The organism is Sphingomonas faeni (genome assembly GCF_040407565.1).
In the GTDB taxonomy this organism is placed as follows: Bacteria; Pseudomonadota; Alphaproteobacteria; order Sphingomonadales; family Sphingomonadaceae; genus Sphingomonas; species Sphingomonas faeni_F.
Genome location: NZ_JAPZPR010000005.1, coordinates 24,890 through 48,942, shown reverse-complemented (window position 1 = coordinate 48,942; position 24,053 = coordinate 24,890). Strand labels below are relative to the sequence as shown.

Genomic DNA, 24,053 nt, shown 5'->3' with positions numbered 1-24,053 from the left:
TGCGGTTCGCAGCAGGGCGATTGCAGCGAAGCCCCGGTGGTGCGATAGGCGGGCGATATGGCGGCACAAGGCTGCCCGGTGCCAAAGGGGTTGGTTCGGATCGTGTTGCGTATCGACCTTTTGACGGGTTGTGCCGTTTCGCTCGCGCTGGCGTGCGGACTGGCGAGCTCGCCCGTGTATGCCCAGGACTTCCAGAACCGTCCGGTCGCGCCCCCGGTGCAGGATCCGCCGGTCGCCAATGCGCCGACCGCGACGCCGGCCGAAGACCAGGTGCAGTTCAGTTCCAGCGCACTGGAATACGATACCAATACCGATATCGTCACGGCCACCGGCGAAGTCCGGATGTTCCGCCAGGGCGACAAGCTGCGCGCCGACAAGGTCGTGTGGAACCGCAAGACGGGCAAGGTCGTCGCGACCGGCAACATCGCGGTCACCAACCCGCAGGGCGACATCGCCTATGGCGACGAGATCAACCTGACCGACTCGCTGAAGGACGGCGTCGTCGACAACATGCTCGTCGTACTCGAACAGGGCGGGCGTCTCGCCGCCAAGCAGGGTACGCGCGAAACCGACGGCACGGTCAAATTGCAGAGCGCCGCCTACACGCCCTGTTCGGTCACCAACTCCGCCGGATGCCCCAAGGAACCGACGTGGAAGATCACCGCGGTCCGCGTCACCTATCGGCCCGAACGCAAGCGCATCTTTTATTCGGGTGCGCGGCTGCATCTGTTCGGCTTGCCGAGCCTTCCGCTCCCCGAATTCTCCAATCCGGTCGGCGGCGGCAGCGATAGCGGGCTGCTCTCGCCCAACGCTGGCTATAGCCGCGTCAACGGCCTCGAAGTGAACGCGCCGTATTATTTCAAGCTCGGCCCCAATCGTGGGCTGACGATCACCCCGCACGTCTACAGCAGCGTGCTGCCGATGATTCAGGGTGACTATTCGGCGCTCGGTACCCGGGGTGCGTTCCGCGTCCGCGCCTATGGCACCGTCAGCCGCCGCAGCGACGACCTGACGACGCAGGATCCGACCGACACCAGCATGGCGTTCCGCGGCTATCTCGACGGTATCGCACGCTATCAATTGTCGCCCAACTGGACCGCCAGCGGATCGCTTCGCCTGACCACCGACCGGACGTTCCTGCGCCGCTACGATATCTCGCGCGACGATCGGCTGCGCAGCACGGCCAGCCTCGAACGGATCGACGACACGAGCTATTTCGCGATCAGCGGCTGGTATGTTCAGACGCTGCGCGTGCAGGATCCGCAAGGCCAGCAGCCGATCGCGCTGCCCGAGATCGACTATCGGAAGCGGTTCGACGACGGCGTGCTCGGCGGCCGGTTCCAGCTTCAGCTGAACACGCTGGCGCTCACCCGCACCGATGGCCAGGATACCCAGCGGGCGTTTGCGAGCCTGCGCTGGGACCTGCGCAAGCTGACCAACTGGGGCCACGAAGTCACCTTCACCGCGTTCGCGCGCGGCGATGCCTACAACACCAACGATACGCTCGCGACGACGGTCGAGAGCTATCGCGGGCTGGAAGGGTTCCACGGCCGGGCGATCGGTGCGGTCGCGGTCGACGTGAAGTGGCCGTTCATCGGCACGTTCCTTAGCGGTACGCAGCGGCTCACCCCGCGCGTGCAGATCGTCGCCTCGCCGAAGATCGCCAATTTGTCGTTGCCGAACGAGGATTCGCGCGCGGTGGATCTGGACGACAGCAACCTGTTCGCCTTGAACCGCTTCGCCGGCTACGATCGATGGGAGGACTCATCGCGCGCGGTGTATGGCGCGGAATGGGCCGTCGACCTGCCGGCCATCACGCTCGATGCGACGGTCGGGCAGAGCTACCGTCTCGATACCCGTCCGACCATTCTGGCGGACGGCACCGGCCTCAGCGACCGGTTCTCCGACATCGTCGGACGCACTGAACTGCGGTTCCGCGATTTCGTCTCGATCACGCATCGCTACCGCGTCGACAAGGACAGCTTCGCGATCCGCCGGAACGAGGTCGACGCCACGGTCGGCTCGCGTGCGACCTATGTGCTGGTTGGGTATCTGAAGCTCAACCGCAATATCGACGCGGCGATCGAGGATCTGCGCGACCGGGAGGAGATCCGCGTCGCCGGCCGCGTTCAGTTCGCGCGATTCTGGTCGGCGTTCGGGTCGGCCGTGGTCGACCTGACCAACGCGCGCGAAGATCCGCTGTCGCTCAGCGATGGCTTCGATCCGATCCGGCATCGCGTGGGTGTCCAGTACGAGGACGATTGCCTTCGGCTGGGCGCGACGTGGCGGCGCACCTACAACGACACCGGCGACGCGCGGAAGGGGAACAGCTTTCTGTTGTCGCTGGCGTTCACCAACCTCGGCCGCTAAGCCCGGGTTCAGCTAATATGAGGCAAGCCGCGCCGGATATGGGCCGTCACCACCGTGGCGATCCTAGTCTCGGGGCGCGATGATGGGATACCGACACCTTGAAGCATGATGTTCGACTGACCCGCAGCGGCCGTGTGATCGGAGCGGTCGTGCTGGCTGCGCTGGCGGCAAGCGCGATGGCGCAGACCGTCCCCGACCAGAGCATTCCCGACAATACCGGGCTCGATATCCCGACCAACCTCCAGATTTTCGGCAAGGTCGACCCCAACATCCGCAAGCCGACCGCGATCGTCAACGACACGGTGATCACGGGCACCGACGTCGACCAGCGCGTCGCGCTGGTGGCCATCGCGAACGAGGCGAAGCTGTCGCCGGAGGATCGCGAGCGGTTGAAGCTCCAGGTGCTGCGCCAGCTGATCGACGAGACGCTTCAGATCCAGGAGGCGAAGACCGCCGACATCACGATCACGCCCGCCGAACTGACGCAAAGCTATGACGGCGTCGCCAAGCGGTTCAACCGCACGCCGGCTGCGATGCGCGCGTATCTGCGCGAGTCCGGATCGTCGGATCGTTCGCTGAAGCGCCAGATCGAGGGTGAACTCGCCTGGCAGCGCTATCTGCGTCGCCGTGTCGAGCCGTTCGTCAACGTCGGCGACGAGGAAGTGAAGTCGATCATCGACCGTCTCCAGGCGGCCAAGGGCACCGACGAGTTCAATCTCAAGGAGATCTATCTCGCGGCGACGCCGGCGAACAGCCAGCAGGTCTATGCGAACGCCAAGCAGATCCTCCAGGAGATTCAGAAGGGCGCGCAGCCGTTCGAATATTACGCGCGGCAGTTCTCCGAAGCGTCCACGCGTGCCGTGGGGGGCGATCTCGGCTGGATCCGTGCCGCGACGCTGCCGGCTCAGCTGGCCGAGGCCGCGACGACGATGCAGGTTGGCCAGGTCGCAGGACCGATCGAGGTCTCGGGCGGCTATTCGATCCTGTATCTGACCGACAAGCGTCAGGTGCTGACCGCCGATCCGCGTGACGCCAAGCTCAGCCTCAAGCAGCTGACGTTGCGCTTCCCGCCCAACACGACCCAGGCGCAGGCCACGGCGCGGGCCGAGGCGTTCGCCAAGGCGACCCAGGCGCTGCGCGGCTGCGGTACGGTCGAGAAGGTCGCGGCCGGGATCGGTGCCGACGTCGTCGACAACGACACGGTGCGCATCCGTGATCTGCCGCCGCAGTTGCAGGAAGTGATGCTGAAGCTCCAGGTTGGCCAGTCGAGCCCGCCGTTCGGTTCGGCCGAACAGGGCGTCCGTGCGCTGGTGCTGTGCGGTCGCGACGAGGCGGCGGGCGGGTCGGTGCCGAATTCCGAGCAGATCCAGGGCCAGCTCGAACAGCAGCGCGTCAATCTGCGCGCGCAGCAGAAGCTGCGCGATCTGCGGCGCGATGCCGTGATCGAATATCGGTGAATCGCGGCATGGCGATAGCGGCGTGACGCGCGTTCGCCCGCTGGCGATATCGATGGGCGATCCCGCCGGGATCGGGCCCGAGATCATCGCCAAGGCCTGGAATGCGCGGATGACGCACGACCTGCCACCATTCGTCGCGGTCGGCGATGCGCGCGCGATCGAGCGGGTCTGGGACGGGCCGATCGCGCGTATTGGCGACCCGAGTGCGGCAGGGCACGCGTTCGGCGAGGCCTTGCCGGTACTGACGGTCGGCGATGCCGGAGAGATCGTCCCTGGCCAGCCCGATGCGGACGGTGCGCGCTGTACGTTGCATTCGCTGGAACTCGCAGTCGGACTGGTCCGCAACGGCGCGGCGCGCGCGCTGGTCACCGGGCCGGTGTCGAAGTCGCAGCTGTATGCGATCGGGTTCACGCATCCCGGACAGACCGAGTTCGTCGCCGAGCGCTACGGCGTGGCGGGCGACAATGCGGTGATGATGCTGGCCGGGCCGTCGTTGAAGGTCGTGCCGATGACCACGCATATTCCGCTGAACGCGGTGTCGGGCGCGCTGTCGATCGAACTGGTCGTGGCGAAATCCCGCGCGACGGCGCGTGGGTTGTTGCGGAACTTCGGGATCGAGAATCCGCGGCTCGCCTTTGCCGGGTTCAACCCGCATGCCGGCGAACAGGGTGCGTTGGGCCGCGAGGAGATCGAGATCCTTGCGCCCGCGATCGCGATCCTGCGCGCCGAGGGCATCGACGCGACGGGGCCGTTCGCCGCCGACACGATGTTCCACCCGCGTGCGCGCGCCACCTACGATGTCGTCATGTGCTGCTATCACGACCAGGCGCTGGTGCCGCTCAAGACGATCCATTTCGACGAGGGCGTCAACATGACGCTCGGGCTGCCGATCGTGCGGACCTCGCCCGATCACGGCACCGCGTTTGCGATCGCGGGCAGGAACCTCGCCGAGCCGGGCGCCATGATCGCAGCGATCGTCATGGCGGGAGACGCAGCCGATCGTCGCGCTCAGACCGCCGCCCTCACGGCGTGAGCGACGCGGTGACGGAACTACCCCCGCTGCGCGAGGTGATCGCGCGCTACGGGCTGAACGCGAGCAAGGCGCTCGGACAGAATTTCCTGTTCGACATGCAGTTGCTCAAGCGGATCGCCGCGGTGCCGGGCGATCTTCGCGGTGCCGAAGTGCTGGAAGTTGGACCGGGGCCTGGTGGGCTGACGCGCGCGCTGCTTGCTGCCGGTGCGCGGGTGACGGCAATCGAGCGCGACCGGCGGTGTATCCCGGCGCTGGCGGAACTCGGCGAGGCGTATCCGGGCATGCTGCGGGTGATTGAGGGCGATGCGATGGCGATAGACGCGCCATCGCTGTTCGAGGGCAAACCGCATATCGTCTCGAACCTCCCCTATAATATCGGCACGGCGTTGCTGGTCGGGTGGCTGTCGGCGCCGTGGCTGCCGTGGTGGCAGTCGTGCACGCTGATGTTCCAGAAGGAAGTCGCCGAGCGGATCGTCGCGAAGACCAACGACGATCATTATGGGCGGCTGGCGGTACTGGCGCAGTGGCGCTCGACCGCACGCATCGCAATGCCGGTTCACCGCTCGGCGTTCACCCCGCCGCCCAAGGTCATGTCTGCGGTGGTGCATCTGACGCCGCTCGAGGCGCCGGAGGGCGTGAACTTCGCGGTGCTGGAGCGGCTGACGGGCGCCGCGTTCGGGCAGCGGCGCAAGATGCTGCGGCAAAGCCTCAAGGGCGTGCCGGGGGCGCTCAATGCGCTGGAGCGGATCGGGGTGGAGTCGACGCAGCGGGCGGAGACGCTGTCGGTTGCGGATTTTACCGCGTTGGCGAAGGCTGTCGGCTGATCTTCCCCCCTCCCTGGAAGGGAGGGGCCGGGGGTGGGTCGGCTTCCGTATGAGGCGACGTCGGCGACACGAGCCGGCCTACCCACCCCCAACCCCTCCCTTTCAGGGAGGGGAGCGCTTCAGTCCTTCGCGGCGACCGGGGTCTTCTCAACCTGCGCCGTCGCAATCGGCGGGCCCTTGGCGATCACCGCAGCAAGCTGCGTCGCTTCCGGGCACACGCCCTTGCAGAGCGTGCGGATCTTCACGAGGTTGTCCTTGGCGCGGACCACCGCCCCCTTGGCGACGAGCGCCTCGCCCTGCCCCTTCAGCGCCGCGACATCGTTTGGCTCCAAAAGCAATGCCTCGCGGTACAGGCGGATCGCCTTGCCGGGCAGATCGCGGGTTTCGGCGACCTTGGCGAGCAGCAGGAACGACGCCCGATTGCGCGGATCGACAGCGACCGACGTCTCCAGCACGTCGGTCGCCGCGTCGAGATTGCCCGCGGCGACCAGCGAGCGCCCTTGCGCCAGCAACTGCATCGAGCGCGCGTCGATCTGGGCGTCGGGGCGCTGCCCGCTGAGCGACGTCGAGACACATACGACGGTCAGCGCGGCGGCAAGGGCAACGGACGAAAAACGCATCATCGTCTCCAGGCGGGTCACAGATCGGGCCACGGGTTGGACCATAGGTCGGTTGGCTAGCACGCAGCCCGGAGGCGCGCGACAAAAAAGCCGTCGGTGCCGTCACGACCGGGTTCGAGGCGGACGCCGTGGCCGCGCTTGGAGCCCGCGGGAAGCGACAGGGTTTCCGTGGTCCAGCCGGGGTGAGCGTTGAGGAACCAGGTGACCTGGTCCGTTCCTTCAGCGTCGAGCAACGAGCAGACGATGTAGACGAGCGCGCCGCCGGGTTTGACCAGCGTGGCGGCGACGGAGAGCACCTGCTGCTGCGTCGATTGCAGCCGCGAGACGCGGTCGGGGGTGAGCCGCCAGCGCGCCTCGGGGTTGCGCCGCCATGTACCGGTGCCCGAGCAGGGCGCGTCGACAAGCACGCCGTCGGCGCGGCCGGCCCATTCGCTGAGAGCCTCGATCTCGCGCGTCGGGTTGAGCAGGCGGCTCTCGACGATCGTCGCGCCGGCGCGGGTTGCGCGGGGGGTAAGGCGCGAGAGGCGGTTGCGGTCGGTGTCGCAGGCGAGGATCACGCCTTCGTTCTTCATCGTTGCGGCGAGCGCGAGCGTCTTGCCGCCGGCGCCGGCGCAGAGATCGACGATGCGTTCGCCGGGCTTCGCCTGCATCGCGAGACCGACGAGCTGGCTGCCTTCGTCCTGAACTTCGAGCGCGCCTTCGTTGAAGAGCGGGAGGGCTTCGACGTTGGTGCCTGTGGGGAGCCGGATACCGTCCGGCGCATGCGGCGTGGCTTCGGCGTCGGGCAGTGCTGCGAGGACGGTCGTGCGGTCGGCGATCAGCGTGTTGACGCGGAGATCGAGCGTGGCGCGGCCGGCTAGGTCTGTAAGGGCGGCGCCGTCGAGGCCTGAAGCGCGTAGAGCCTTGCTCAGCCACTGCGGGGCGACGCCGGCGCGGGCGCGAGGTTCGTCCTTGGCGATCGGGGCGGGTGCGTGGGTGGAGCCGTCGAAGGTTGCTGCCACTTCAGGGTCGGCGTCCGCGACGAGCAGCATCGCTGTGCGGCCGTTCTCGGGCCGGTCGCCGGCCTTGCGGATCGCGGCGTAAACGAGTTCGCGGACGGCGCGGCGGTCCTTCGAGCCGGCGTAGCGGCGGGTGGCGAAATAGCGGGCGATCAGCGTGTCGGCGGCGGCGCCGGACTCGCGGGCGGCGGCGATGATCTGGTCGAGGAGCTCGATCGCGGCCTGCGTGCGTGCGGGAGGAGTCATTTGTGGGCTCCCGACTTCGCGTGGTATCGGGGGGAGTCTTGGTCGGGAGTGTTCGTCATCATCCCCTCCCCTAGCCCCTCCCGCGAGTGGGAGGGGAATAATTTCGGGGCTTGGGGCGAGTCGTGTGGTTAGCACCCTCTCCCTCCGTCATCCCGGCGGACGCCGGGACCCATGGACACGGCGTACCCGGCGATAGCGTGCAACCACCACCCAAACCGCAACCATGGGTCCCGGCGTTCGCCGGGATGACGAAAAATGAAATGAGAGCGTTTGATTAGAGGAGCGAGCGCGGATAGCGGAGATCCGCGCGAATAGTCGCGGGCTCTGGTCACGACGGCGATTATGGCGCCACGTAGCGACGAGAACGACCCGCTCCCCTCCCTGAAAGGGAGGGGTTGGGGGTGGGTTGGCTCGTTCAGCCACCGGCAGACGAGCTTGAGGAAGCCGACACACCCCCGGCCCCCCCCCCTTTCAGGAAGGGGGGAGTTCCCGCCCTTAGCGCGTCGGGTAGTTCGGCGCTTCCCGCGTGATGGTCACGTCGTGGACATGGCTCTCCATCAAGCCAGCACCGGTGATCTGCACGAACTCCGCGCGTGCCTGGAGGTCCGGGATCGTCGCCGAACCCGTATACCCCATCGCCGCCTTGATCCCGCCGACCAGTTGGTGAACCACATCCCTAGCAGGCCCCTTGTACGCGACCTGACCCTCGATACCTTCGGGCACGAGCTTCAGCTGGTCCTTGATGTCGCCTTGGAAATAGCGATCCGCCGAGCCGCGGCCCATCGCGCCAACAGAACCCATGCCGCGGTACGACTTGTACGCGCGACCCTGGTACAGGAACGTCTCACCAGGTGCCTCGTCGGTGCCCGCGAGCAGCGAGCCGATCATTACGGTCGAGGCGCCCGCCGCGAGCGCCTTGGCCATGTCGCCCGAGGTACGGATGCCGCCGTCGGCGATCACCGGGACGCCGGCCTTGTGGCCCGCCTCCGCGCAATCCATCACCGCGGTCAGCTGCGGCACACCGACGCCGGCCACCACTCGCGTGGTGCAGATCGAGCCCGGGCCGATGCCGACCTTGATCCCGTCCGCGCCCGCACCGATCAGCGCGCGCGTCGCTTCGCCGGTCGCGACGTTGCCCGCCACCACCTGCACCGAGTTCGACAGCTTCTTCACCCGCTCGACCGCACGGCCGACGTCGCGGTTATGGCCGTGGGCGGTGTCGATCACGATCAGGTCGCAGCCGGCGTCGACCAGCTGTTCGGTGCGGTCGAAGCCCTTGTCGCCGACCGTGGTCGCCGCGGCCACGCGCAGGCGGCCCGCCTCGTCCTTGGTGGCATCGGGGAACATCACCGCCTTCTCGATGTCCTTGACGGTGATCAGCCCGACGCAGCGATACTGCGCGTCGACCACCAGCAGCTTCTCGATGCGACGGGCGTGGAGCAGGCGGCGTGCCTCTTCCTTGCCGACTTCGGTCGAGACGGTGGCGAGGTTCTCGTGCGTCATCAGCTCGCTGACGGGCTGCTTCGGATCGCCCGCGAACCGCACGTCGCGGTTGGTGAGGATGCCGACGAGCTTGCCGTCCGCCTCGACGACCGGAATGCCGCTGATCCGGTGGCCCGACATCAGCGCCTGCGCCTCGCCGAGCGTGGCGGTCGGCTTGATCGTGATCGGGTTGACCACCATGCCCGACTCGAACCGCTTGACCTGACGGACCGCGATGACCTGCTCCTCGACGGTCAGGTTGCGGTGGAGCACGCCGATCCCGCCGAGCTGTGCCATCACAATGGCCATGTCGGCTTCGGTGACGGTGTCCATCGCGGACGAGAGGATCGGAATGTTGAGCGCGATGCCACGCGTGACCTGCGTCCGGGTATCGGCCTGGCTAGGCAGCACGTCCGATTCCCCCGGATACAGGAGGACGTCGTCGAAGGTGAGGCCGAGGCGGATATCCATGAAAGCTGCCGATCCTGGGGTTGGGGTGGCGCGCCATGTAACCAAAGGCGCGGCGTACGGCTAGGCCTGTCCTTCGACGACGTGCTATAGCGGTGCGATACACGGATGGGGATGTTCGATGGGCTTGACCGTTGCCGCACTCTTATTGGCGCTCGTGCTGCTGTACCTCTTCACCAGCATCAAGATCGTACACCAGGGCTATCAATACACGATCGAACATTTCGGCCGCTTCACCACGGTCGCGCGGCCCGGGTTCAACTTCTACCCGGCGTTCTTCTACCGCGTGGGGCGGAAGGTGAACATGATGGAGCAGGTGATCGACATCCCTGGCCAGGAGATCATCACCAAGGACAATGCGATGATCTCGACCGACGGGGTCGTGTTCTTCCAGGTGCTCGACTCGGCGAAGGCGGCGTACGAGGTGTCGGATCTGTATCAGGCGTTGTTGCAGCTCACGACGACCAACCTGCGCACGGTGATGGGGTCGATGGACCTCGACGAGACGCTGTCGAAGCGCGACGAGATCAATGCGCGGCTGCTCAACGTGGTCGATCATGCGACGACGCCATGGGGCGTGAAGATCACGCGCGTCGAGATCAAGGACATCCGCCCGCCGGCCGACATCGTCAACGCAATGGGGCGGCAGATGAAGGCGGAACGCGAGAAGCGCGCGAACATCCTTGATGCCGAGGGATCGCGGGCGTCCGAGATTCTCCGCGCCGAGGGGCAGAAGCAGGCGCGCATCTTGGAGTCCGAGGGGCGCAAGGAATCGGCGTTCCGCGATGCCGAGGCGCGCGAGCGGGCGGCGGTGGCGGAGGCTTCGGCGACGCGCGCGGTGTCGCAGGCGATCGAGGAGGGTGGCGCCCAGGCGATCAATTACTTCATCGCGCAGAAATATGTCGAGGCGATCGGCAAGTTCGCCACGTCGCCGAATGCGAAGACGATCCTGTTTCCGGTCGAGGCCACGCAATTGATGGGCACGCTTGGCGGGATCGGCGAGCTGGCCAAAGACGCGCTGCGTGATGCGACCGCGTCGCCGCCGGCCAAGCCCGAGCCGCGGAAGGGTCCGTTCGAGTTGCCGAAAAGCTGATGGACGCGATCGGGGCGGCTGGCGTGTGGTTGATCGCAGCGCTGGTCTTGGGGATCGCCGAGCTGGCGGTGCCAGGCGTGTTCCTGGTGTTTCTCGCCATCGCCGCGGCAGTGACCGGAGTAGCGGTGTTTGTGTTGCCGGACTTGCCGGTGGCTGCGCAACTCGCGGCGTTTGCTGTGTGGAGCGCGGTGACGGTGCTGATCGGCAAGCGCTGGTACCGGGACTATCCGGTCGAGGGCGGCGATCCGATGCTGAACGACCGGTCTGCTCGGCTGGTGGGTCAGGTCGTGGTGGTGGAGACCGCGATCGTTGGCGGGCGTGGTCGGGTGCTGGTGGGCGACGGGAGTTGGCCGGCGCGTGGCGGAGATGCGGGTGTCGGCACACGCGTGACCATTACCAACGTCGTGGACGGTGAAGTCGTGGTCGAGCCCCTAACCCGGTCATCCTGACGAAAGTCAGGATCCAGAGTACCAGGCGTTCCGTGTCATGGCTCTGGGTCCTGACTTTCGTCAGGATGACGGACGGATGAATGGCGGACGATGGATGGAGAAAGGGCAACAGGCAATACCCACATGCCCTCACCCTCCCGCTCCGCGTCACCCCGAACTTGTTCCGGGGTGCACGGTTCCGCAAACCCGGCTTTCTCGATGATGCGGAACCGTGGATGCCGGAACGACCCGGCGTAACGGAGAAACAGTGCGCGGATCAGGCCGCCTCTTTCACCTTCGGCGCCGCTTGCCGGACACCCTCGTCGACATGCTCCGCGAACTGGGCGAAGTTTTCCACGAACAGGTCGACCAGCTTGGCTGCGGTCGCATCGTATGCGTCCTTGTCAGCCCAGGTCGTCCGCGGATCGAGGATCGCGGTATCTACTCCCGGCACACTCACCGGCACCTGGAAGCCAAAATTGGGGTCCGTCCGGAACTCCGCGTCGTTGAGGCTCCCGTCTAGCGCCGCATTCAGCAACGCCCGCGTCGCCTTGATCGGCATGCGGTTGCCGACGCCGTATTTGCCGCCGGTCCAGCCCGTGTTGACCAGCCAGCAATCGACGCCACCCTTCGCGATCCGCTCCTTGAGCAAATTGCCGTACACCGACGGATGCCGCGGCATGAACGGCGCGCCGAAGCAGGTCGAGAAGGTCGCGTCGGGCTCGGTCACGCCGATCTCGGTCCCCGCGACACGCGCGGTATAGCCCGAGAGGAAATGGTACATCGCCTCATCGGGCGTGAGTTTGGCGATCGGCGGCAGCACGCCGTACGCGTCGGCGGTGAGCATCACGATGTTGCGCGGGACCGGCCCCATGTTCTCGGCGGACGCATTCGGGATGAAGTCGATCGGATACGCACCGCGGCTGTTCTCGGCTAGCGTGTGGTCGTCGAGATCGAGCAGCCGCGTCGCCGGATCCATCACGACGTTCTCCAGCACCGTCCCGAACCGCTTGGTCGTCGCGAAGATCTCCGGCTCGGCGTCGGCGGAGAGGCGGATCATCTTGGCGTAGCAGCCGCCCTCGAAATTGAAGACCGCGGTGTCGGACCAGCCATGCTCGTCGTCGCCGATCAGCGTCCGGCTGGCATCCGCCGACAGCGTCGTCTTGCCGGTGCCCGACAGGCCGAAGAACACCGCGGTGTCGCCGTTCGCGCCCATGTTCGCCGAGCAGTGCATCGGCATCACGCCGGTCGGCGGCAGGAGGTAGTTGAGCAAGCCAAACACCGACTTCTTCATCTCGCCAGCGTATTTGGTGCCGCCGATCAGGATCAGCTTGTCGGTGAAGTTGACCGCGATCACGGTTTCGCTGCGGCAGCCGTGGCGCGCAGGATCGGCGCGGAAGCTCGGCAGGTCGACGATCGTGTAGTCCGCGACGAAGTCCTTCAGCGCCGCCTGCTCGGGCCGCACCAGCATCGTCCGGATGAAGAGGTTATGCCAGGCGAGTTCGGTAACGACGCGGACGTTGACGCGGTGATCGGCCTGCGACCCGCCGTACAGGTCCTGCACGAAGAGCTCGTCCTTGGCGGCGAGCGCGGCGAAGAAATCCTCCTTCAGCGCGGCGAAATGCGCGGGCTCCATCGCCTTGTTGCTCTTGCCCCACCAGACGGTCGCGTCGGTCTCGGCGTCGCGGACGATGAACTTGTCCTGCGCCGATCGACCGGTATGCGGCGCGGTCTCGACCACCAGCGGGCCGTCGGCGGACAGCGTCCCCTCGCCGCGTTCGAGCGCGGCTTCGACGAGCTGCGCGGTGACCAGGTTCCAGTGCAGGATGGCGCGGGTTTCTATCCCCTGCGCGGCTAGGCCGCCGGCCGGAATACGTTCGTTGGACAAGGCATCTCTCCAGATGGTTTCGCATACGTATGTATGTCGTTGTGCCCGGCTGTACGGGGCGCCTTTCCACCGGTCAAATACGCTGTCCTGCCACGCCGTCCCGATACGGTCTTAGTTGAGTGCCGCCGCGGTTTGCCCTACGCCGACACGCTAACGACCGAGGCAAGCGACCCAGAAATGACGGCAACGATCGCGCTGGTCGACGACGACCGCAACATCCTGACCTCCGTGTCGATCGCATTGCAGACCGAGGGCTTCGTCACGCGCGTCTATTCGGACGGCGAGACCGCGTTGAAGGCGCTGACCGACAACCCGCCCGACCTCGCCATCTTCGATATCAAGATGCCGCGGATGGACGGGCTCGAACTGCTGCGGCGGTTGCGCGAGAAGAGCCAGATCCCGGTGATCTTCCTGACCAGCAAGGACGACGAGCTCGACGAGGCGCTCGGACTGGCGATGGGCGCGGACGACTACATCGCTAAGCCGTTCTCGCAGCGGCTGCTGATCGCCCGCATCCGCGCGATCCTGCGGCGTACCGAACTGACGCAGTCGCCGGGCACCGAGACCGAGGCGGAAGCCGCTGGCCCGCTCGATCGAGGGCGGCTCAGCATGGACCCGGCGCGGCACCGGACGTTGTGGGGCGGCGAGCCGGTGACGCTGACGGTGACCGAGTTCATGATCCTCGAGACGCTGGCGCAACGCCCCGGCATCGTGAAGACGCGCAACCAGCTGATGGACGCGGCGTATCAGGACGACATCTACGTCGACGATCGCACCATCGACAGCCACATCAAGCGACTGCGCCGCAAATTCCGGCAGGTCGACCCTGCGTTCGATGCTATCGAGACATTATATGGCGCCGGGTATCGATTTTCTGAGGAATGAGCTCGGTATCGACGGGCGCGATCTCACGTTGCGCTGGTCGGGACAGATTTCGCTCACGCGGCGGATCCTGGCCGTCAACATCCTCGCGCTGCTGCTGCTGGCGGGCGGCTTCTTCTATCTCGATTCGTACCGCAGCCGGGTCGTCGACAACCGCGTTGCGCAGACCGCGCGCGAAGCACGGCTGATCGGCGAGGCGATCGCCGCGGTCGATCCGGCGATACGCGATCCCCTGGTGCTGAGGTTCGCCCGCGACACGGGATCGCGGATTCGGTTGTTCGATGCGACGGGGCGGACGATCGTCGACAGCCGTGCCCTGGGCCTGCGCAACTTCGTGTTGATGGATCCGGACAAGGAAGATTGGGACCAGACGATCGCCCGCTTTCTGGACGCGGCGATCGACGTCATCGTGATGGCGCCGCGCCCCCCGCTCTACCGCGAGCGCAGCGGTGCGCAGCAGTGGCCCGACGTAGCGGCGGTCCGTGGGCGCAGCATCGTCTCGACGACCGTCTGGCGCGCGCCCGATCGTACGCCGGTACTGACTGCCGCCGCGCCGCTTCCCATCGGTGGGGTCGTGATGACGACGGTCAACGCGCGCGACATCACGAAAACGGTGCGTATCGAGCGGTTCCGGCTCAGCATGGTGCTGCTGGTCGTCTCGATCGTCTCGATCCTGCTGTCGCTGTTCCTGGCCCGCACGATCGTCCGCCCGCTTCGTCGTCTGGCGCGCGCCGCGGTGCGTGTTCGACTGGGTCGTGCCCGCGAAGTGGTGGTCCCCCGCCTGCCCTCGCGCCGTGACGAACTCGGCATGCTCGCGCGCGCTCTCTCCGACATGAGCCTAGCGCTCCGGGCCAGGATCGACGCGACCGAGGCGTTCGCCGCCGACGTCACGCACGAGATGAAGAACCCGCTCGCTTCCCTGCGGTCCGCGGTCGAGGGGTTGTCGCGGGTGAGGGATCCGGCGTTGCAGGCGCAGTTGCTGGAGATTGTCCGAGACGACGTCCACCGGCTCGACCGGTTGCTGTCGGACATCTCGGAGGCGTCGCGGCTCGACGCGCAGCTCAGTCGCGCCAAGTTCGAGCCGGTCGACATCGCGGCGATGATCGACGGGCTGGTCGCGCAACGCGATACGCGCGGCGTCGAGCGCGGCATCCGCGTCGTTTTCGATCGTAACCCCGACGAGCGCACGATCATACTCGGCGAAGGTGCCCGGCTCGAACGGGTGTTCGAGAACCTGATCGATAACGCGCTGTCGTTCTCACCGGACACCGGGTTGATCGCGATCTCGGTGATCGCCGAGCACGATGAGTTGGTAATCCGCGTCGAGGACGAGGGGCCGGGCGTTCCCGAGGAGGCGCGTGAGGACGTGTTCAAACGCTTCCACTCGGTCCGCCCCGACAGCGAGACGTTCGGCCAGCATTCCGGCTTGGGGCTCGCGATCGCGCGGACGATCGTAGACGCGCATCAAGGCTCGATCGGCGTCGAGTCGCGCGAAGACCGCCTTTGCGGTGCGCGGTTCGTCGTACGGCTTCCGCTCGCCGAGTTGCCGGAGTAAGGGGCGCTCGTGGTCGTGCTTTCCTCCGATCGGCTTCACGCCACGACGGTCGCGATCGACGGTATGGCGGTGATGATCGAAGGCGCGTCGGGGTCGGGCAAGTCCGACCTGGCGCTGCGCCTGATAGATCGTGGCGCGGTGCTTGTCAGTGATGACCAGACGCTGGTGGTGCGCTCGGGCAAGACGTTGCTCGCGCGGGCACCCGCGACGATCGCCGGAAGGTTCGAAGTGCGCGGGATCGGCATACTCGCGATGCCGCATGTCGAGGATGTCCCGGTCGGGCTACTCGTCCGCGTCGACGGCGCGATCGAGCGGATGCCCGAACGTCGCGCGCGGAAAATCGCCGGTATCGACGTCCGCCAGTTCGCGGTCGATCCGTTCGAAGCCTCCGCCCCGATCAAGGTCGAACTCGCATTGCGTCACCCGGAGCGTTTAGAATGACTCGTCCTAAGGACATCCTGCTGGTCACCGGCATGTCGGGGGCGGGCAAGACCACCGTCCTCAAGACGCTCGAGGATCTTGGCTGGGAAGTCGTCGACAACCTCCCGCTGTTGCTGCTCGACCGGCTGCTCGATGCGCCGCTTCCCGAAGGGTCGCCCGACGATTCGCAGCCGCTCGCGATCGGCATCGGCGCGCGCACCCGCGATTTCGATCCCGAGCGGATCGTCCGCCGGATTCGCGATCTGCGCGATCGCCATGGCCTAGAGGTCGGTATGCTGTTCCTCGACTGTTCGGGGGCGGAACTCGAACGGCGCTATTCGGAGACGCGGCGGCGGCATCCGTTGGCGCTCGACCGGCCTGCGAACGACGGCATCGGCCGCGAGCGCGACCTGCTGGCGCCGTTGCGCGAGTGGGCGAACCGGCTGATCGACACCACCGACATGGCCGCGAACGAGCTCGCCCAACAGATCCGCGCGAACTTTGCCGGCGAGGATCTCGGCGAACCGACGCTATCGATCCGCTCGTTCGGGTTCGCGCGCGGGCTGCCGCGCAACGCCGACCTGGTGTTCGACATGCGGTTCCTGCGCAACCCGCACTGGGACGCCGACCTGCGACCCGGCACCGGGCTTGATGCGGACGTGTCGGCCTACATCATGGCCGATCCCGCGTATGAAGCGGCGGTGAGTCGGATCGAGGAGCTGTTGATGCTGTTGCTCCCGCGCTACAGGGCCGAAGGGAAGTCGTACGTAACGGTCGCGATCGGGTGTACCGGAGGGAGACACCGGTCGGTTCACGTCGCCGAACGGATCGGCCGGCGGTTGCGCGACGCGGGATTTTCGCCCAGTGTCGATCACCGCGACCTGGGGGCCGCACCGCAGGATGCGCTCGAAGGATCACCCGTCGTCTTATGAGTATGAAACGCTGATATGATCGGCCTTGTTCTGGTAACGCACGGTCGGCTGGCCGAGGAATTCGTCCGCGCGATGATCCACGTCGTCGGTCCGCAGGAGCGCGTCGCGACGATCGCGATCGGCCCCGACGACGACATGGAGAGCCGTCGTGCCGACATCGCGGCGGCGATCCACGAGGTCGATGCCGGGCGGGGCGTGATCGTGCTGACCGACCTGTTCGGCGGCACGCCCTCCAACCTCGCCATCTCGTTGATGGAGCGCGGGCGGATCGAGGTGATCGCGGGAATGAACCTGCCGATGCTGATCCGGCTCGGCTCGGCGCGGAAATCGATGACCGTCGTCGCGGCGGTCGCGGCGGCGCGCGAGGCAGGTCGCAAATATATCTCGGTAGCCTCCGAGGTTCTCGGCGAGGCGGCCGCGTGAGCGACGTCGCGCGCACCGTTCAGATCACCAACCGCCGCGGGCTCCACGCACGCGCCAGTGCCAAGTTCGTGACGTTGGCCTCGTCGCATCCGGTCGAGGTCCGTGTGACCAAGGATGGCTCCGAGCATGTCACCGGTACCTCGATCATGGGGCTGATGATGCTCGGCGCGGCGATGGGCGACGCAATCACGATCAGTGCGAGCGGCGATGGCGCCGAGCATACGGTCGCCGCGCTGGCCGAACTGGTCGAAGCGAAGTTCGGCGAGGATTGACCGTCTTTCTCCCCTCCCGCTTGCGGGAGGGGTCGGGGGAGGGCATGAGCGACGGCGTGTTTACAAACCCCTCCCCCAACCCCTCCCGCAAGCGGAAGGGGCGCTAGATGCCCCGCGAGATAACCGCCTTTTCGAACCCGCTGATCAAGTATGTCCGCGATCTGCGCGACAAGCGGCATCGGCGTGCGGCCAGGCAGTTCCTCGCCGAGGGCCTGCGGATCCTGACCGAGGCGCGCGAGACCGGCCGCCTGCCCCGCACGCTGTTCTACGCCGCGGCCAGCGCGAACCACCCGCTGGTCCACGCATTGTCGATGGACGTCGAGGATGCCGGCGGCGACTCGATCCAGACCACGCCCGACATCCTCTCGAAGCTGTCCGGCAAGGACAACCCACAGGCAGTAGTCGGCGTGTTCGACGAGTTCGACGCAACGCTCGACGACCTCGACCGCACCAGTTCGGGCATCTGGCTGGTCGCCGAGCGGCTGCGCGATCCGGGCAATCTGGGCACGATCCTGCGTACTGGCGATGCGGTCGGTGCGGGGGGCCTGATCCTCATCGGCGAATCGGTCGACCCCTTCTCGGTCGAGGCGGTGCGCGCGAGCATGGGCGCACTGTTCACGATCCCCGTCGTAAAGACCGAGTGGGCGCCATTCCACGCCTGGCTGCGCGCAGGGCCCGGCCAGCTCGTCGGGCTAAGTCTCGATACCGACACCGATTACCGCAGCGCGACGTACACCGGCCCGACCTTCCTGCTCACCGGCAACGAGGCGCAGGGGATGCCGCCCGAGATGGCGGAGGCGTGCGACGTCCTCGTGAAGATTCCTATGCTCGGCAAGGCGGACAGCCTCAACGCGGCGGTCGCGACCGCGGTGATGGCGTATGAAGTCCTCGCCCGGCAGGAAAAAGCCACGTCATCCGTCTGAACTGGTGAATTCGGCCCGATTGCCGATGCTTCGCGACTCCGGTTCAGCTAAGGGAGAGCTACGGCGTGCGAAAGCATCGACGAGCGACAGTAAGACAGGATGAGTATGGCGCGCGTATTTGACGATCGACCTTTGAAAGCCGGGCGACGGGTGAAGACCGGGCAACGGGCGAACTCCGGGACAGTCCATGCCGCGTTGGCGCTCGCCGCGTTGCCGCTGCTGATGGCAAGTCCGGTGCTGGCGCAGCAGGTCGTGCCGCCGACCGTGACGCCGACGATCGTGCCGTCGGTACCGACGCTCGCGCCCCCCGTGATCGTCGTGCCGACGCTGAGCGACGCGCAGGCTAGCTTGCTCGACAAGCTGCTCAACGGCGACATCGTCGCGCAGGGGCTGAAGTCCGCCGCGACCGCGACGACGACCGCGCCGAGCAAGGACGAACTCGTCCACGCTGCGCTCGATCATGCGCGCGCGGTCCATGCGGGTCGTCTCGGCGAGGCCGATTTCCAGAAGGACTGGGGCCTGCGCCCGCCTGCCTATGATCCGACGCCGGCGTTCGCCGATGCGGTGCGGCAGGACAGGATCGCTGCGTGGTTCGCCTCGTTGCCGCCGCCCTATGCTGGCTATGACGGCCTGCGGAAGGGTCTCCAGAACTATCGTTCGATTGCGGCTGCGGGTGGGTGGCAGACGCTCGCGTCCGGCCCCGATTTCACGATCGGCGCGAGTGGTCCGCGTGTGCTCGCTTTGCGCAAGCGGCTCGCGGCGGAGGACAAGGACGTCGACACCAGCGGCGACAAGTTCGATGCGTCGCTGCTAGAGGCGGTCCGTCGCGCACAGCGTCGCTACGGCCTGAACCCGAGCGGGATCGTCTCGACCCAGACGCTCGCCGCGCTCAACGTCTCGGCGACCGATCGCGTCCATCAGATCATGGCGAACATGGAGCGCTGGCGCTGGCTGCCGCAGGACCTGCCACGCGACCGGATCCAGGTGAACATCGCTGCCGCCGTGCTGACGGTGTTCGACGGCGACGTCCCCGTGCAGTCGATGCGCGCGGTCACCGGGCGCCCTGGCGACGAGACGCCGATGCTGTCGTCGACGATCCACAGCATCGTCATCAATCCGCCGTGGAACGTGCCGACCTCGATCGCCACCAAGGAATTGTGGCCCAAGCAGCGCGCCAACCCCAGTTATTTCAAGCGCAATGGCATCAAGGTGATCGATGGCACGCGGCTGCAACAGCAGGCGGGCGATCAGAGTGCGCTTGGCCGGTTCAAGTTCGATTTCGCCAATGTCTATTCGGTGTATCTCCACGATACGCCGAGCCGCGCGAAATTCGCGAGCTTCAGTCGGCTTGCAAGCCATGGTTGCGTACGCCTTGAGAAGCCTGCCGAACTCGCCGACCTTCTGCTCAAGGGGGATCCGGCCTGGACCCCAGAATTGGTCGACGCCGCGGTTGCGAAGGGCGATACGGTCCGCGCTCGTCTGATCAAGCCGGTGTCGGTGTATCTGCTCTACTGGACCGCATTCGCCAGCGGCAACGGCCAGATGAACTTCCGCGCCGATCCCTATGACTGGGACGGCATCCTCGCTTCCAAGATCGAGGCGCGCACCGCACGCCAGACGATCGCCGCTCGCTGAGAGACACTGTGATGACGATCTCCCGCACCCGTACCGCCATCGCCGGCGGCCTTTTGACCGCAATGATACTGGCCGGTTGCTCGCGTTCCGAGCCCGAGCAGCCGCCGACGGATACCAACATGGTCGAGGATACCGGCGTGACCGAGACCGAGGCGGCCCCCGCCCCGGTCGAGGCGGCCCCGGTCGAGACTCCACCGCCTGCCCCAGCCGTGGTCGAACCGCCACGCGAAAAGCCGATCGCGCCGGACGAGCAGATGCAGGACGACGCGGATGCGACCGGCATGACGGCGCGCGTGAACCGCGACGAAGCGCCCGCAGAGAACGAAGCTCAGCCGCAGCAGTAAGGGGCGGCTTTATCATCCTCCCCTGCCAGGGGGAGGTGGTGCGAAGCGACGGAGGGGGCGGTAAGGGCAACTTCTGTTCCGTGCCCTCCCCCTCCGTCACCTTCGGTGCCACCTCCCCCTTGCGGGGGAGGATCGGGGTTCAGTTACGCCGCCATCGCCGCGATCACCCGGTCGCGGAGCGCCACCGGACAGATCAACAGGTCGGGCATGTAGACATCCCGACAATTATACACCAACGGCGACCCGTCGATTCGGCTGCAATGCAGGCCGAACGCCGCCGCCACTGCGACCGGCGCGGCCGAATCCCACTCATACTGGCCACCGGAATGCAGGTAGATGTCCGCTTCGCCGCGGACCACCGCCATCGCCTTCGCACCCGCCGAGCCCATCGGGATCAACGTCGCGCCGAGCATTTCGGCGACCTTCACCGCCTCGGGCGCAGGCCGCGTCCGGCTGACGACCATCCGCAGCGGATCGCCGGGTGGCGGCACCGACGCTGGCTGGTCCGAGCGTAGCATCAGGCCCAACCCCGGCAACGCGACCGCGCCAACCGTCGCGACGCCGTCGATCGCGAGCGCGACGTGCACCGCCCAGTCGTCGCGTGCCTCGCCATATTCGCGCGTGCCGTCGACCGGATCGACGATCCACACCCGCGACATCGCCGTTCGCGTGCCGTCGCAGCGGCGTTCCTCGGACAACAGACCGTCGTTCGGCCGCGCATCCTGCAGCGCGTGGACAAGGAACGCGTTCGCGGTCTCGTCACCAGCCTTGCCGAGCGCACCCGGCGAGAACACGCCCGATCGCCGCACTTCAAGCAGCAAGCGCCCTGCCGTTTCCGCCAGATGCGCGGCGAGTTCGCCGTCGGTCATCGCGCTCATGGGATCAGCATCGCGACGATCGCGTCGGCGGCCTCGTCGGGAGTCATGCCGGTCGTGTCGATCCGTATCTCCGGGTTCGCCGGCGCTTCATAGGGCGAGTCGATCCCGGTGAAGTTGGCGAGCTTGCCCGCCCTTGCCTTCGCATAGAGCCCCTTCACGTCGCGCCGTTCGGCCTCGGCGAGCGGCGTGTCGATATGCACCTCGATGAACTCGCCCGGCGCCATCATCTGCCGCACCATCTCGCGCTCGGCGCGGAACGGCGAGATGAACGCGGTGATCACGATCAGCCCGGCATCGGTCATCAGCTTGGCGACCTCGCCGACGCGCCGGATGTTCTCGACCCGGTCCGCGTCGGTAAAGCCGAGATCGCGGTTCAGCCCGTGGCGGACATTGTCGCCGTCGAGCAGGAAGGTGTGCCGGTTCATACGGGCTAGCTTCATCTCGACCAGATTGGCGATCGTCGACTTGCCCGCGCCCGACAGCCCGGTGAACCACAGCACCGCCGCCTTCTGGTTCTTGAGCGCCGCGTGCGCCTCACGCCCGATGTCGGTCGCCTGCCAATGCACGTTCTGCGCACGACGGAGCGAGAAGTGCAGGATGCCCGCCGCGACGGTCGCGTTGGTGATCTTGTCGACGAGGATGAACCCGCCGAGCTGGCGATTGTCGGCATAGGGCTCGAACACCAGCGGCCGGTCGGTCGACAGGTTAGCAACACCGATCGCGTTCAGCTCGAGCGTCTTGGCAGCAAGCCGCTCCATTGTGTTGACATTGATCGCGTATTTCGGCTGCTGGATCGTCGCGGTCACGGTCTGCGTCGCGAGCTTCAGCCAGTAGGAGCGCCCGGGCAGCATCGCCTCGTCCGCCATCCAGACCACGGTGGCCTCGAACTGATCCGCCGCTTCCGGCGGCGACTCCGCCGCGACGATCACGTCGCCACGCGAACAGTCGATCTCGTCCGCGAGCGTCAGCGTCACCGACTGTCCGGCGACCGCACTCGGCAGATCGCCGCCGAATGCGACGACACGCGCGATCGTCGAGGTGCGCCCGCCCGGCAGGATGCGTACCGAGTCACCCGGCGCGATCGAACCGCTCGCGACCAGCCCGGAAAACCCACGGAAATCGAGGTTCGGCCGGTTGACCCACTGCACCGGCATCCGGAATGCGCCGGCCTGATCCTCGCTGACGTCGAGCGTCACCGTGTCGAGATGATCGATCAGCGTCGGCCCGTCATACCAGGGCGTATTCGCGCTCGCGGCGGTGATGTTGTCGCCCTTGAACCCTGAGATCGGCATCGGCGTGAAGCCGGCGATCCCGATCGACTCCGCGAACGTCGCATAGTCCGCGACGATCCGGTCGTAGGTAGCTTGGTCGTAGCCGACGAGGTCCATCTTGTTGACCGCGAGCACGAGGTGCCGGATGCCGATCAGATGCGCGAGATAGCTGTGGCGCTTGGTTTGCGTCAGGATGCCCTTGCGCGCATCCACCAGGATCACGGCGAGATCGGCGGTCGACGCGCCGGTGATCATGTTGCGCGTATACTGCTCGTGCCCCGGCGTATCCGCGACGATGAACTTGCGCTTCTCGGTCGAGAAATAACGATAGGCGACGTCGATCGTGATGCCCTGCTCGCGCTCGGCGGCGAGCCCGTCGACCAGCAACGCGAAGTCAATCTCCTGCCCTTGCGTGCCGACCTTCTTCGAATCGCTCTCTAGCGCGGCAAGCTGATCCTCGAAGATCATCTTGGAGTCGTACAGCAACCGCCCGATAAGCGTGGATTTTCCGTCGTCCACCGACCCGCAGGTGATGAAGCGGAGCAGGCTCTTATGCTGATGCTGGAGCAGATAGGCGTCGATGTCCTCGGCGATGATGTCCTGCACCTGATAGGCGGAATCCTGCGTGCGCGTAGCCATCAGAAATAGCCCTCCTGCTTCTTCTTCTCCATGCTCGCCGAGCCCGCATCACGGTCGATCGCGCGGCCCTGGCGTTCGCTGGTGGTCGTCAGCAACATCTCCTGGATCACCGCGGACAGGCTGGCCGCCTCGCTTTCGACCGCACCCGTTAACGGGTAACAGCCAAGCGTGCGGAAGCGGATCGAGCGCTCGACCGGCATTTCGCCCGGCTCAAGCCGGAAGCGATCGTCGTCGACCATCAGCAGCATACCGTCGCGCTCGACGGTCGGGCGCGGCGCGGCGAAATAGAGCGGGACGATCGGAATGCCCTCGAGCTGGATATATTGCCAGACGTCGAGTTCGGTCCAGTTCGAGATCGGGAAGACGCGGATGCTCTCGCCCTTCGCTTTCCGCGCATTGTAGAGGTTCCAAAGCTCGGGGCGCTGCTTCTTAGGATCCCAGCGATGATGCGCGGCGCGGAACGAGAAGACGCGCTCCTTCGCGCGGCTCTTTTCCTCGTCGCGCCGTGCACCGCCGAACGCCGCGTCGAAGCCGTGCAGATCGAGCGCCTGCTTGAGCCCCTCGGTCTTCCACATATCGGTGTGCAGCGCGCCGTGGTCGAACGGATTGATCCCGCGCGCTTCCGCCTCGGGGTTCTTGTAGACCAGCAGCTCCATGCCGCTCTCCGCCGCCATCCGGTCGCGCAGATCGTACATCGCCTTGAACTTCCACGTCGTATCGACATGCAGCAGCGGGAATGGCGGTGGAGACGGATAAAAGGCTTTGCGCGCAAGATGCAGCATCACCGCGGAATCCTTGCCGACGCTATAGAGCATAACCGGGCGCTCGCACTCGGCGACGACCTCGCGCAGGATATGAATGCTCTCCGCCTCGAGCCGCTGGAGATGCGTGAGCGACACGGGGCCGGTATCTGAAAGTTTCGTCATCCCCCTCGACGTAGGACGTCGGGGCGGCCCGTACAGCATCGTATTT

Annotated in this window: 22 protein-coding genes; 15 read left to right on the top strand and 7 right to left on the bottom strand. The window is 66.5% G+C overall.

The window, feature by feature from the left end; all coding sequences use genetic code 11:
* Positions 1 to 57 precede the first annotated feature (57 nt).
* The 4 genes from O6Y00_RS11440 (at position 58) to rsmA (ending at position 5,684) form a co-directional block, all read left to right on the top strand.
* Positions 58 to 2,370 (top strand): LPS-assembly protein LptD, encoded by a 2,313-nt coding sequence (locus O6Y00_RS11440; RefSeq protein ID WP_353442746.1) that lies wholly within the window; start codon positions 58 to 60, stop codon positions 2,368 to 2,370.
* A 176-nt stretch (positions 2,371 to 2,546) separates the two neighbouring features.
* Positions 2,547 to 3,827 carry a peptidylprolyl isomerase gene (locus O6Y00_RS11435; RefSeq protein WP_353443023.1) on the top strand — a complete coding sequence of 427 codons (1,281 nt, stop codon included), beginning with the start codon at positions 2,547 to 2,549 and terminating at the stop codon, positions 3,825 to 3,827.
* A 22-nt stretch (positions 3,828 to 3,849) separates the two neighbouring features.
* The gene (gene pdxA / locus O6Y00_RS11430; protein ID WP_353442745.1) at positions 3,850 to 4,860 is read left to right on the top strand and encodes a 4-hydroxythreonine-4-phosphate dehydrogenase PdxA; all 1,011 of its coding nucleotides are present in this window, start codon (positions 3,850 to 3,852) and stop codon (positions 4,858 to 4,860) included.
* 8 nt (positions 4,861 to 4,868) lie between these two features.
* Entirely contained in the window at positions 4,869 to 5,684 is an 816-nt protein-coding gene (gene rsmA / locus O6Y00_RS11425; RefSeq protein ID WP_353442744.1) for a 16S rRNA (adenine(1518)-N(6)/adenine(1519)-N(6))-dimethyltransferase RsmA, read from the top strand.
* Between the two features lie 119 nt (positions 5,685 to 5,803).
* Here rsmA and O6Y00_RS11420 read toward each other — a convergent pair whose 3' ends face one another.
* From O6Y00_RS11420 to guaB, 3 genes are all read right to left on the bottom strand, one after another.
* Positions 5,804 to 6,304, bottom strand: a complete 501-nt coding sequence (locus O6Y00_RS11420; RefSeq protein WP_353442743.1) for a tetratricopeptide repeat protein — start codon at positions 6,302 to 6,304, stop codon at positions 5,804 to 5,806.
* 56 nt (positions 6,305 to 6,360) lie between these two features.
* Positions 6,361 to 7,548, bottom strand: a complete 1,188-nt coding sequence (locus O6Y00_RS11415) for an RsmB/NOP family class I SAM-dependent RNA methyltransferase (RefSeq protein WP_353442742.1) — start codon at positions 7,546 to 7,548, stop codon at positions 6,361 to 6,363.
* Between the two features lie 495 nt (positions 7,549 to 8,043).
* Positions 8,044 to 9,501 carry an IMP dehydrogenase gene (gene guaB / locus O6Y00_RS11410; RefSeq protein ID WP_353442741.1) on the bottom strand — a complete coding sequence of 486 codons (1,458 nt, stop codon included), beginning with the start codon at positions 9,499 to 9,501 and terminating at the stop codon, positions 8,044 to 8,046.
* A gap of 118 nt (positions 9,502 to 9,619) precedes the next feature.
* Between guaB and O6Y00_RS11405 the strand changes: the two genes are divergently transcribed.
* Positions 9,620 to 10,591 carry an SPFH domain-containing protein gene (locus tag O6Y00_RS11405; protein ID WP_093397470.1) on the top strand — a complete coding sequence of 324 codons (972 nt, stop codon included), beginning with the start codon at positions 9,620 to 9,622 and terminating at the stop codon, positions 10,589 to 10,591.
* Entirely contained in the window at positions 10,591 to 11,040 is a 450-nt protein-coding gene (locus tag O6Y00_RS11400) for an NfeD family protein (protein WP_353442740.1), read from the top strand. The genes O6Y00_RS11405 and O6Y00_RS11400 overlap by 1 nt, the downstream gene beginning before the upstream one ends.
* 256 nt (positions 11,041 to 11,296) lie before the next feature.
* Here O6Y00_RS11400 and O6Y00_RS11395 read toward each other — a convergent pair whose 3' ends face one another.
* Positions 11,297 to 12,907, bottom strand: coding sequence for a phosphoenolpyruvate carboxykinase (locus tag O6Y00_RS11395; RefSeq protein WP_353442739.1), 1,611 nt, complete (start codon positions 12,905 to 12,907; stop codon positions 11,297 to 11,299).
* Positions 12,908 to 13,084: 177 nt separating this feature from the next.
* Here O6Y00_RS11395 and O6Y00_RS11390 point away from each other — a divergent pair, with 177 nt between their 5' ends.
* The 9 genes from O6Y00_RS11390 to O6Y00_RS11350 all read left to right on the top strand — a co-directional run bounded on the left by O6Y00_RS11390 (position 13,085) and on the right by O6Y00_RS11350 (position 20,293).
* Entirely contained in the window at positions 13,085 to 13,792 is a 708-nt protein-coding gene (locus tag O6Y00_RS11390; RefSeq protein WP_353442738.1) for a response regulator transcription factor, read from the top strand.
* Positions 13,761 to 15,344, top strand: coding sequence for a sensor histidine kinase (locus O6Y00_RS11385; protein ID WP_353442737.1), 1,584 nt, complete (start codon positions 13,761 to 13,763; stop codon positions 15,342 to 15,344). Before O6Y00_RS11390 ends, O6Y00_RS11385 begins: the two co-directional genes overlap by 32 nt.
* A 9-nt stretch (positions 15,345 to 15,353) precedes the next feature.
* Entirely contained in the window at positions 15,354 to 15,785 is a 432-nt protein-coding gene (locus O6Y00_RS11380) for an HPr kinase/phosphorylase (RefSeq protein WP_353442736.1), read from the top strand.
* On the top strand, positions 15,782 to 16,696 hold the full coding sequence (gene rapZ, locus O6Y00_RS11375) for an RNase adapter RapZ (protein WP_353442735.1): 915 nt from the start codon (positions 15,782 to 15,784) through the stop codon (positions 16,694 to 16,696). Before O6Y00_RS11380 ends, rapZ begins: the two co-directional genes overlap by 4 nt.
* 15 nt (positions 16,697 to 16,711) lie before the next feature.
* On the top strand, positions 16,712 to 17,119 hold the full coding sequence (locus tag O6Y00_RS11370; RefSeq protein ID WP_353442733.1) for a PTS sugar transporter subunit IIA: 408 nt from the start codon (positions 16,712 to 16,714) through the stop codon (positions 17,117 to 17,119).
* Complete coding sequence (locus O6Y00_RS11365) at positions 17,116 to 17,391, top strand: HPr family phosphocarrier protein (protein ID WP_353442731.1); 276 nt, start codon at positions 17,116 to 17,118, stop codon at positions 17,389 to 17,391. Before O6Y00_RS11370 ends, O6Y00_RS11365 begins: the two co-directional genes overlap by 4 nt.
* A 107-nt stretch (positions 17,392 to 17,498) precedes the next feature.
* Complete coding sequence (locus O6Y00_RS11360) at positions 17,499 to 18,314, top strand: TrmH family RNA methyltransferase (protein ID WP_353442730.1); 816 nt, start codon at positions 17,499 to 17,501, stop codon at positions 18,312 to 18,314.
* A gap of 222 nt (positions 18,315 to 18,536) precedes the next feature.
* On the top strand, positions 18,537 to 19,949 hold the full coding sequence (locus O6Y00_RS11355) for a L,D-transpeptidase family protein (protein WP_353443022.1): 1,413 nt from the start codon (positions 18,537 to 18,539) through the stop codon (positions 19,947 to 19,949).
* An 11-nt stretch (positions 19,950 to 19,960) separates the two neighbouring features.
* The gene (locus O6Y00_RS11350; RefSeq protein WP_353442728.1) at positions 19,961 to 20,293 is read left to right on the top strand and encodes a hypothetical protein; all 333 of its coding nucleotides are present in this window, start codon (positions 19,961 to 19,963) and stop codon (positions 20,291 to 20,293) included.
* 143 nt (positions 20,294 to 20,436) lie between these two features.
* Here the strand turns inward: O6Y00_RS11350 and O6Y00_RS11345 are convergent, their stop codons facing one another.
* From O6Y00_RS11345 to cysD, 3 genes are read right to left on the bottom strand one after another with little or no spacing between them, the layout of a single operon-like run.
* Positions 20,437 to 21,162 (bottom strand): 3'(2'),5'-bisphosphate nucleotidase CysQ, encoded by a 726-nt coding sequence (locus tag O6Y00_RS11345; RefSeq protein WP_435368623.1) that lies wholly within the window; start codon positions 21,160 to 21,162, stop codon positions 20,437 to 20,439.
* 5 nt (positions 21,163 to 21,167) lie between these two features.
* Positions 21,168 to 23,081, bottom strand: coding sequence for a sulfate adenylyltransferase subunit CysN (gene cysN, locus O6Y00_RS11340; protein WP_353442724.1), 1,914 nt, complete (start codon positions 23,079 to 23,081; stop codon positions 21,168 to 21,170).
* Entirely contained in the window at positions 23,081 to 24,007 is a 927-nt protein-coding gene (cysD, locus tag O6Y00_RS11335) for a sulfate adenylyltransferase subunit CysD (RefSeq protein WP_353442722.1), read from the bottom strand. Before cysD ends, cysN begins: the two co-directional genes overlap by 1 nt.
* Positions 24,008 to 24,053 lie beyond the last annotated feature (46 nt).

What these genes read in the sequence shown, in the direction of transcription:
- O6Y00_RS11440 (WP_353442746.1), top strand. Translation starts at nt 58, where the DNA reads ATGGCGGCACAAGGCTGCCCGGTGCCAAAGGGGTTGGTTCGGATCGTG.
- O6Y00_RS11435 (WP_353443023.1), top strand. Translation starts at nt 2,547, where the DNA reads ATGGCGCAGACCGTCCCCGACCAGAGCATTCCCGACAATACCGGGCTC.
- O6Y00_RS11420 (WP_353442743.1), bottom strand. Translation starts at nt 6,304, where the DNA reads ATGCGTTTTTCGTCCGTTGCCCTTGCCGCCGCGCTGACCGTCGTATGT.
- O6Y00_RS11415 (WP_353442742.1), bottom strand. Translation starts at nt 7,548, where the DNA reads ATGACTCCTCCCGCACGCACGCAGGCCGCGATCGAGCTCCTCGACCAG.
- guaB (WP_353442741.1), bottom strand. Translation starts at nt 9,501, where the DNA reads ATGGATATCCGCCTCGGCCTCACCTTCGACGACGTCCTCCTGTATCCG.
- O6Y00_RS11405 (WP_093397470.1), top strand. Translation starts at nt 9,620, where the DNA reads ATGGGCTTGACCGTTGCCGCACTCTTATTGGCGCTCGTGCTGCTGTAC.
- O6Y00_RS11400 (WP_353442740.1), top strand. Translation starts at nt 10,591, where the DNA reads ATGGACGCGATCGGGGCGGCTGGCGTGTGGTTGATCGCAGCGCTGGTC.
- O6Y00_RS11390 (WP_353442738.1), top strand. Translation starts at nt 13,085, where the DNA reads ATGACGGCAACGATCGCGCTGGTCGACGACGACCGCAACATCCTGACC.
- O6Y00_RS11385 (WP_353442737.1), top strand. Translation starts at nt 13,761, where the DNA reads ATGGCGCCGGGTATCGATTTTCTGAGGAATGAGCTCGGTATCGACGGG.
- rapZ (WP_353442735.1), top strand. Translation starts at nt 15,782, where the DNA reads ATGACTCGTCCTAAGGACATCCTGCTGGTCACCGGCATGTCGGGGGCG.
- O6Y00_RS11370 (WP_353442733.1), top strand. Translation starts at nt 16,712, where the DNA reads ATGATCGGCCTTGTTCTGGTAACGCACGGTCGGCTGGCCGAGGAATTC.
- O6Y00_RS11360 (WP_353442730.1), top strand. Translation starts at nt 17,499, where the DNA reads ATGCCCCGCGAGATAACCGCCTTTTCGAACCCGCTGATCAAGTATGTC.
- O6Y00_RS11355 (WP_353443022.1), top strand. Translation starts at nt 18,537, where the DNA reads ATGGCAAGTCCGGTGCTGGCGCAGCAGGTCGTGCCGCCGACCGTGACG.
- O6Y00_RS11350 (WP_353442728.1), top strand. Translation starts at nt 19,961, where the DNA reads ATGACGATCTCCCGCACCCGTACCGCCATCGCCGGCGGCCTTTTGACC.
- O6Y00_RS11345 (WP_435368623.1), bottom strand. Translation starts at nt 21,162, where the DNA reads ATGACCGACGGCGAACTCGCCGCGCATCTGGCGGAAACGGCAGGGCGC.
- cysN (WP_353442724.1), bottom strand. Translation starts at nt 23,081, where the DNA reads ATGGCTACGCGCACGCAGGATTCCGCCTATCAGGTGCAGGACATCATC.
- cysD (WP_353442722.1), bottom strand. Translation starts at nt 24,007, where the DNA reads ATGACGAAACTTTCAGATACCGGCCCCGTGTCGCTCACGCATCTCCAG.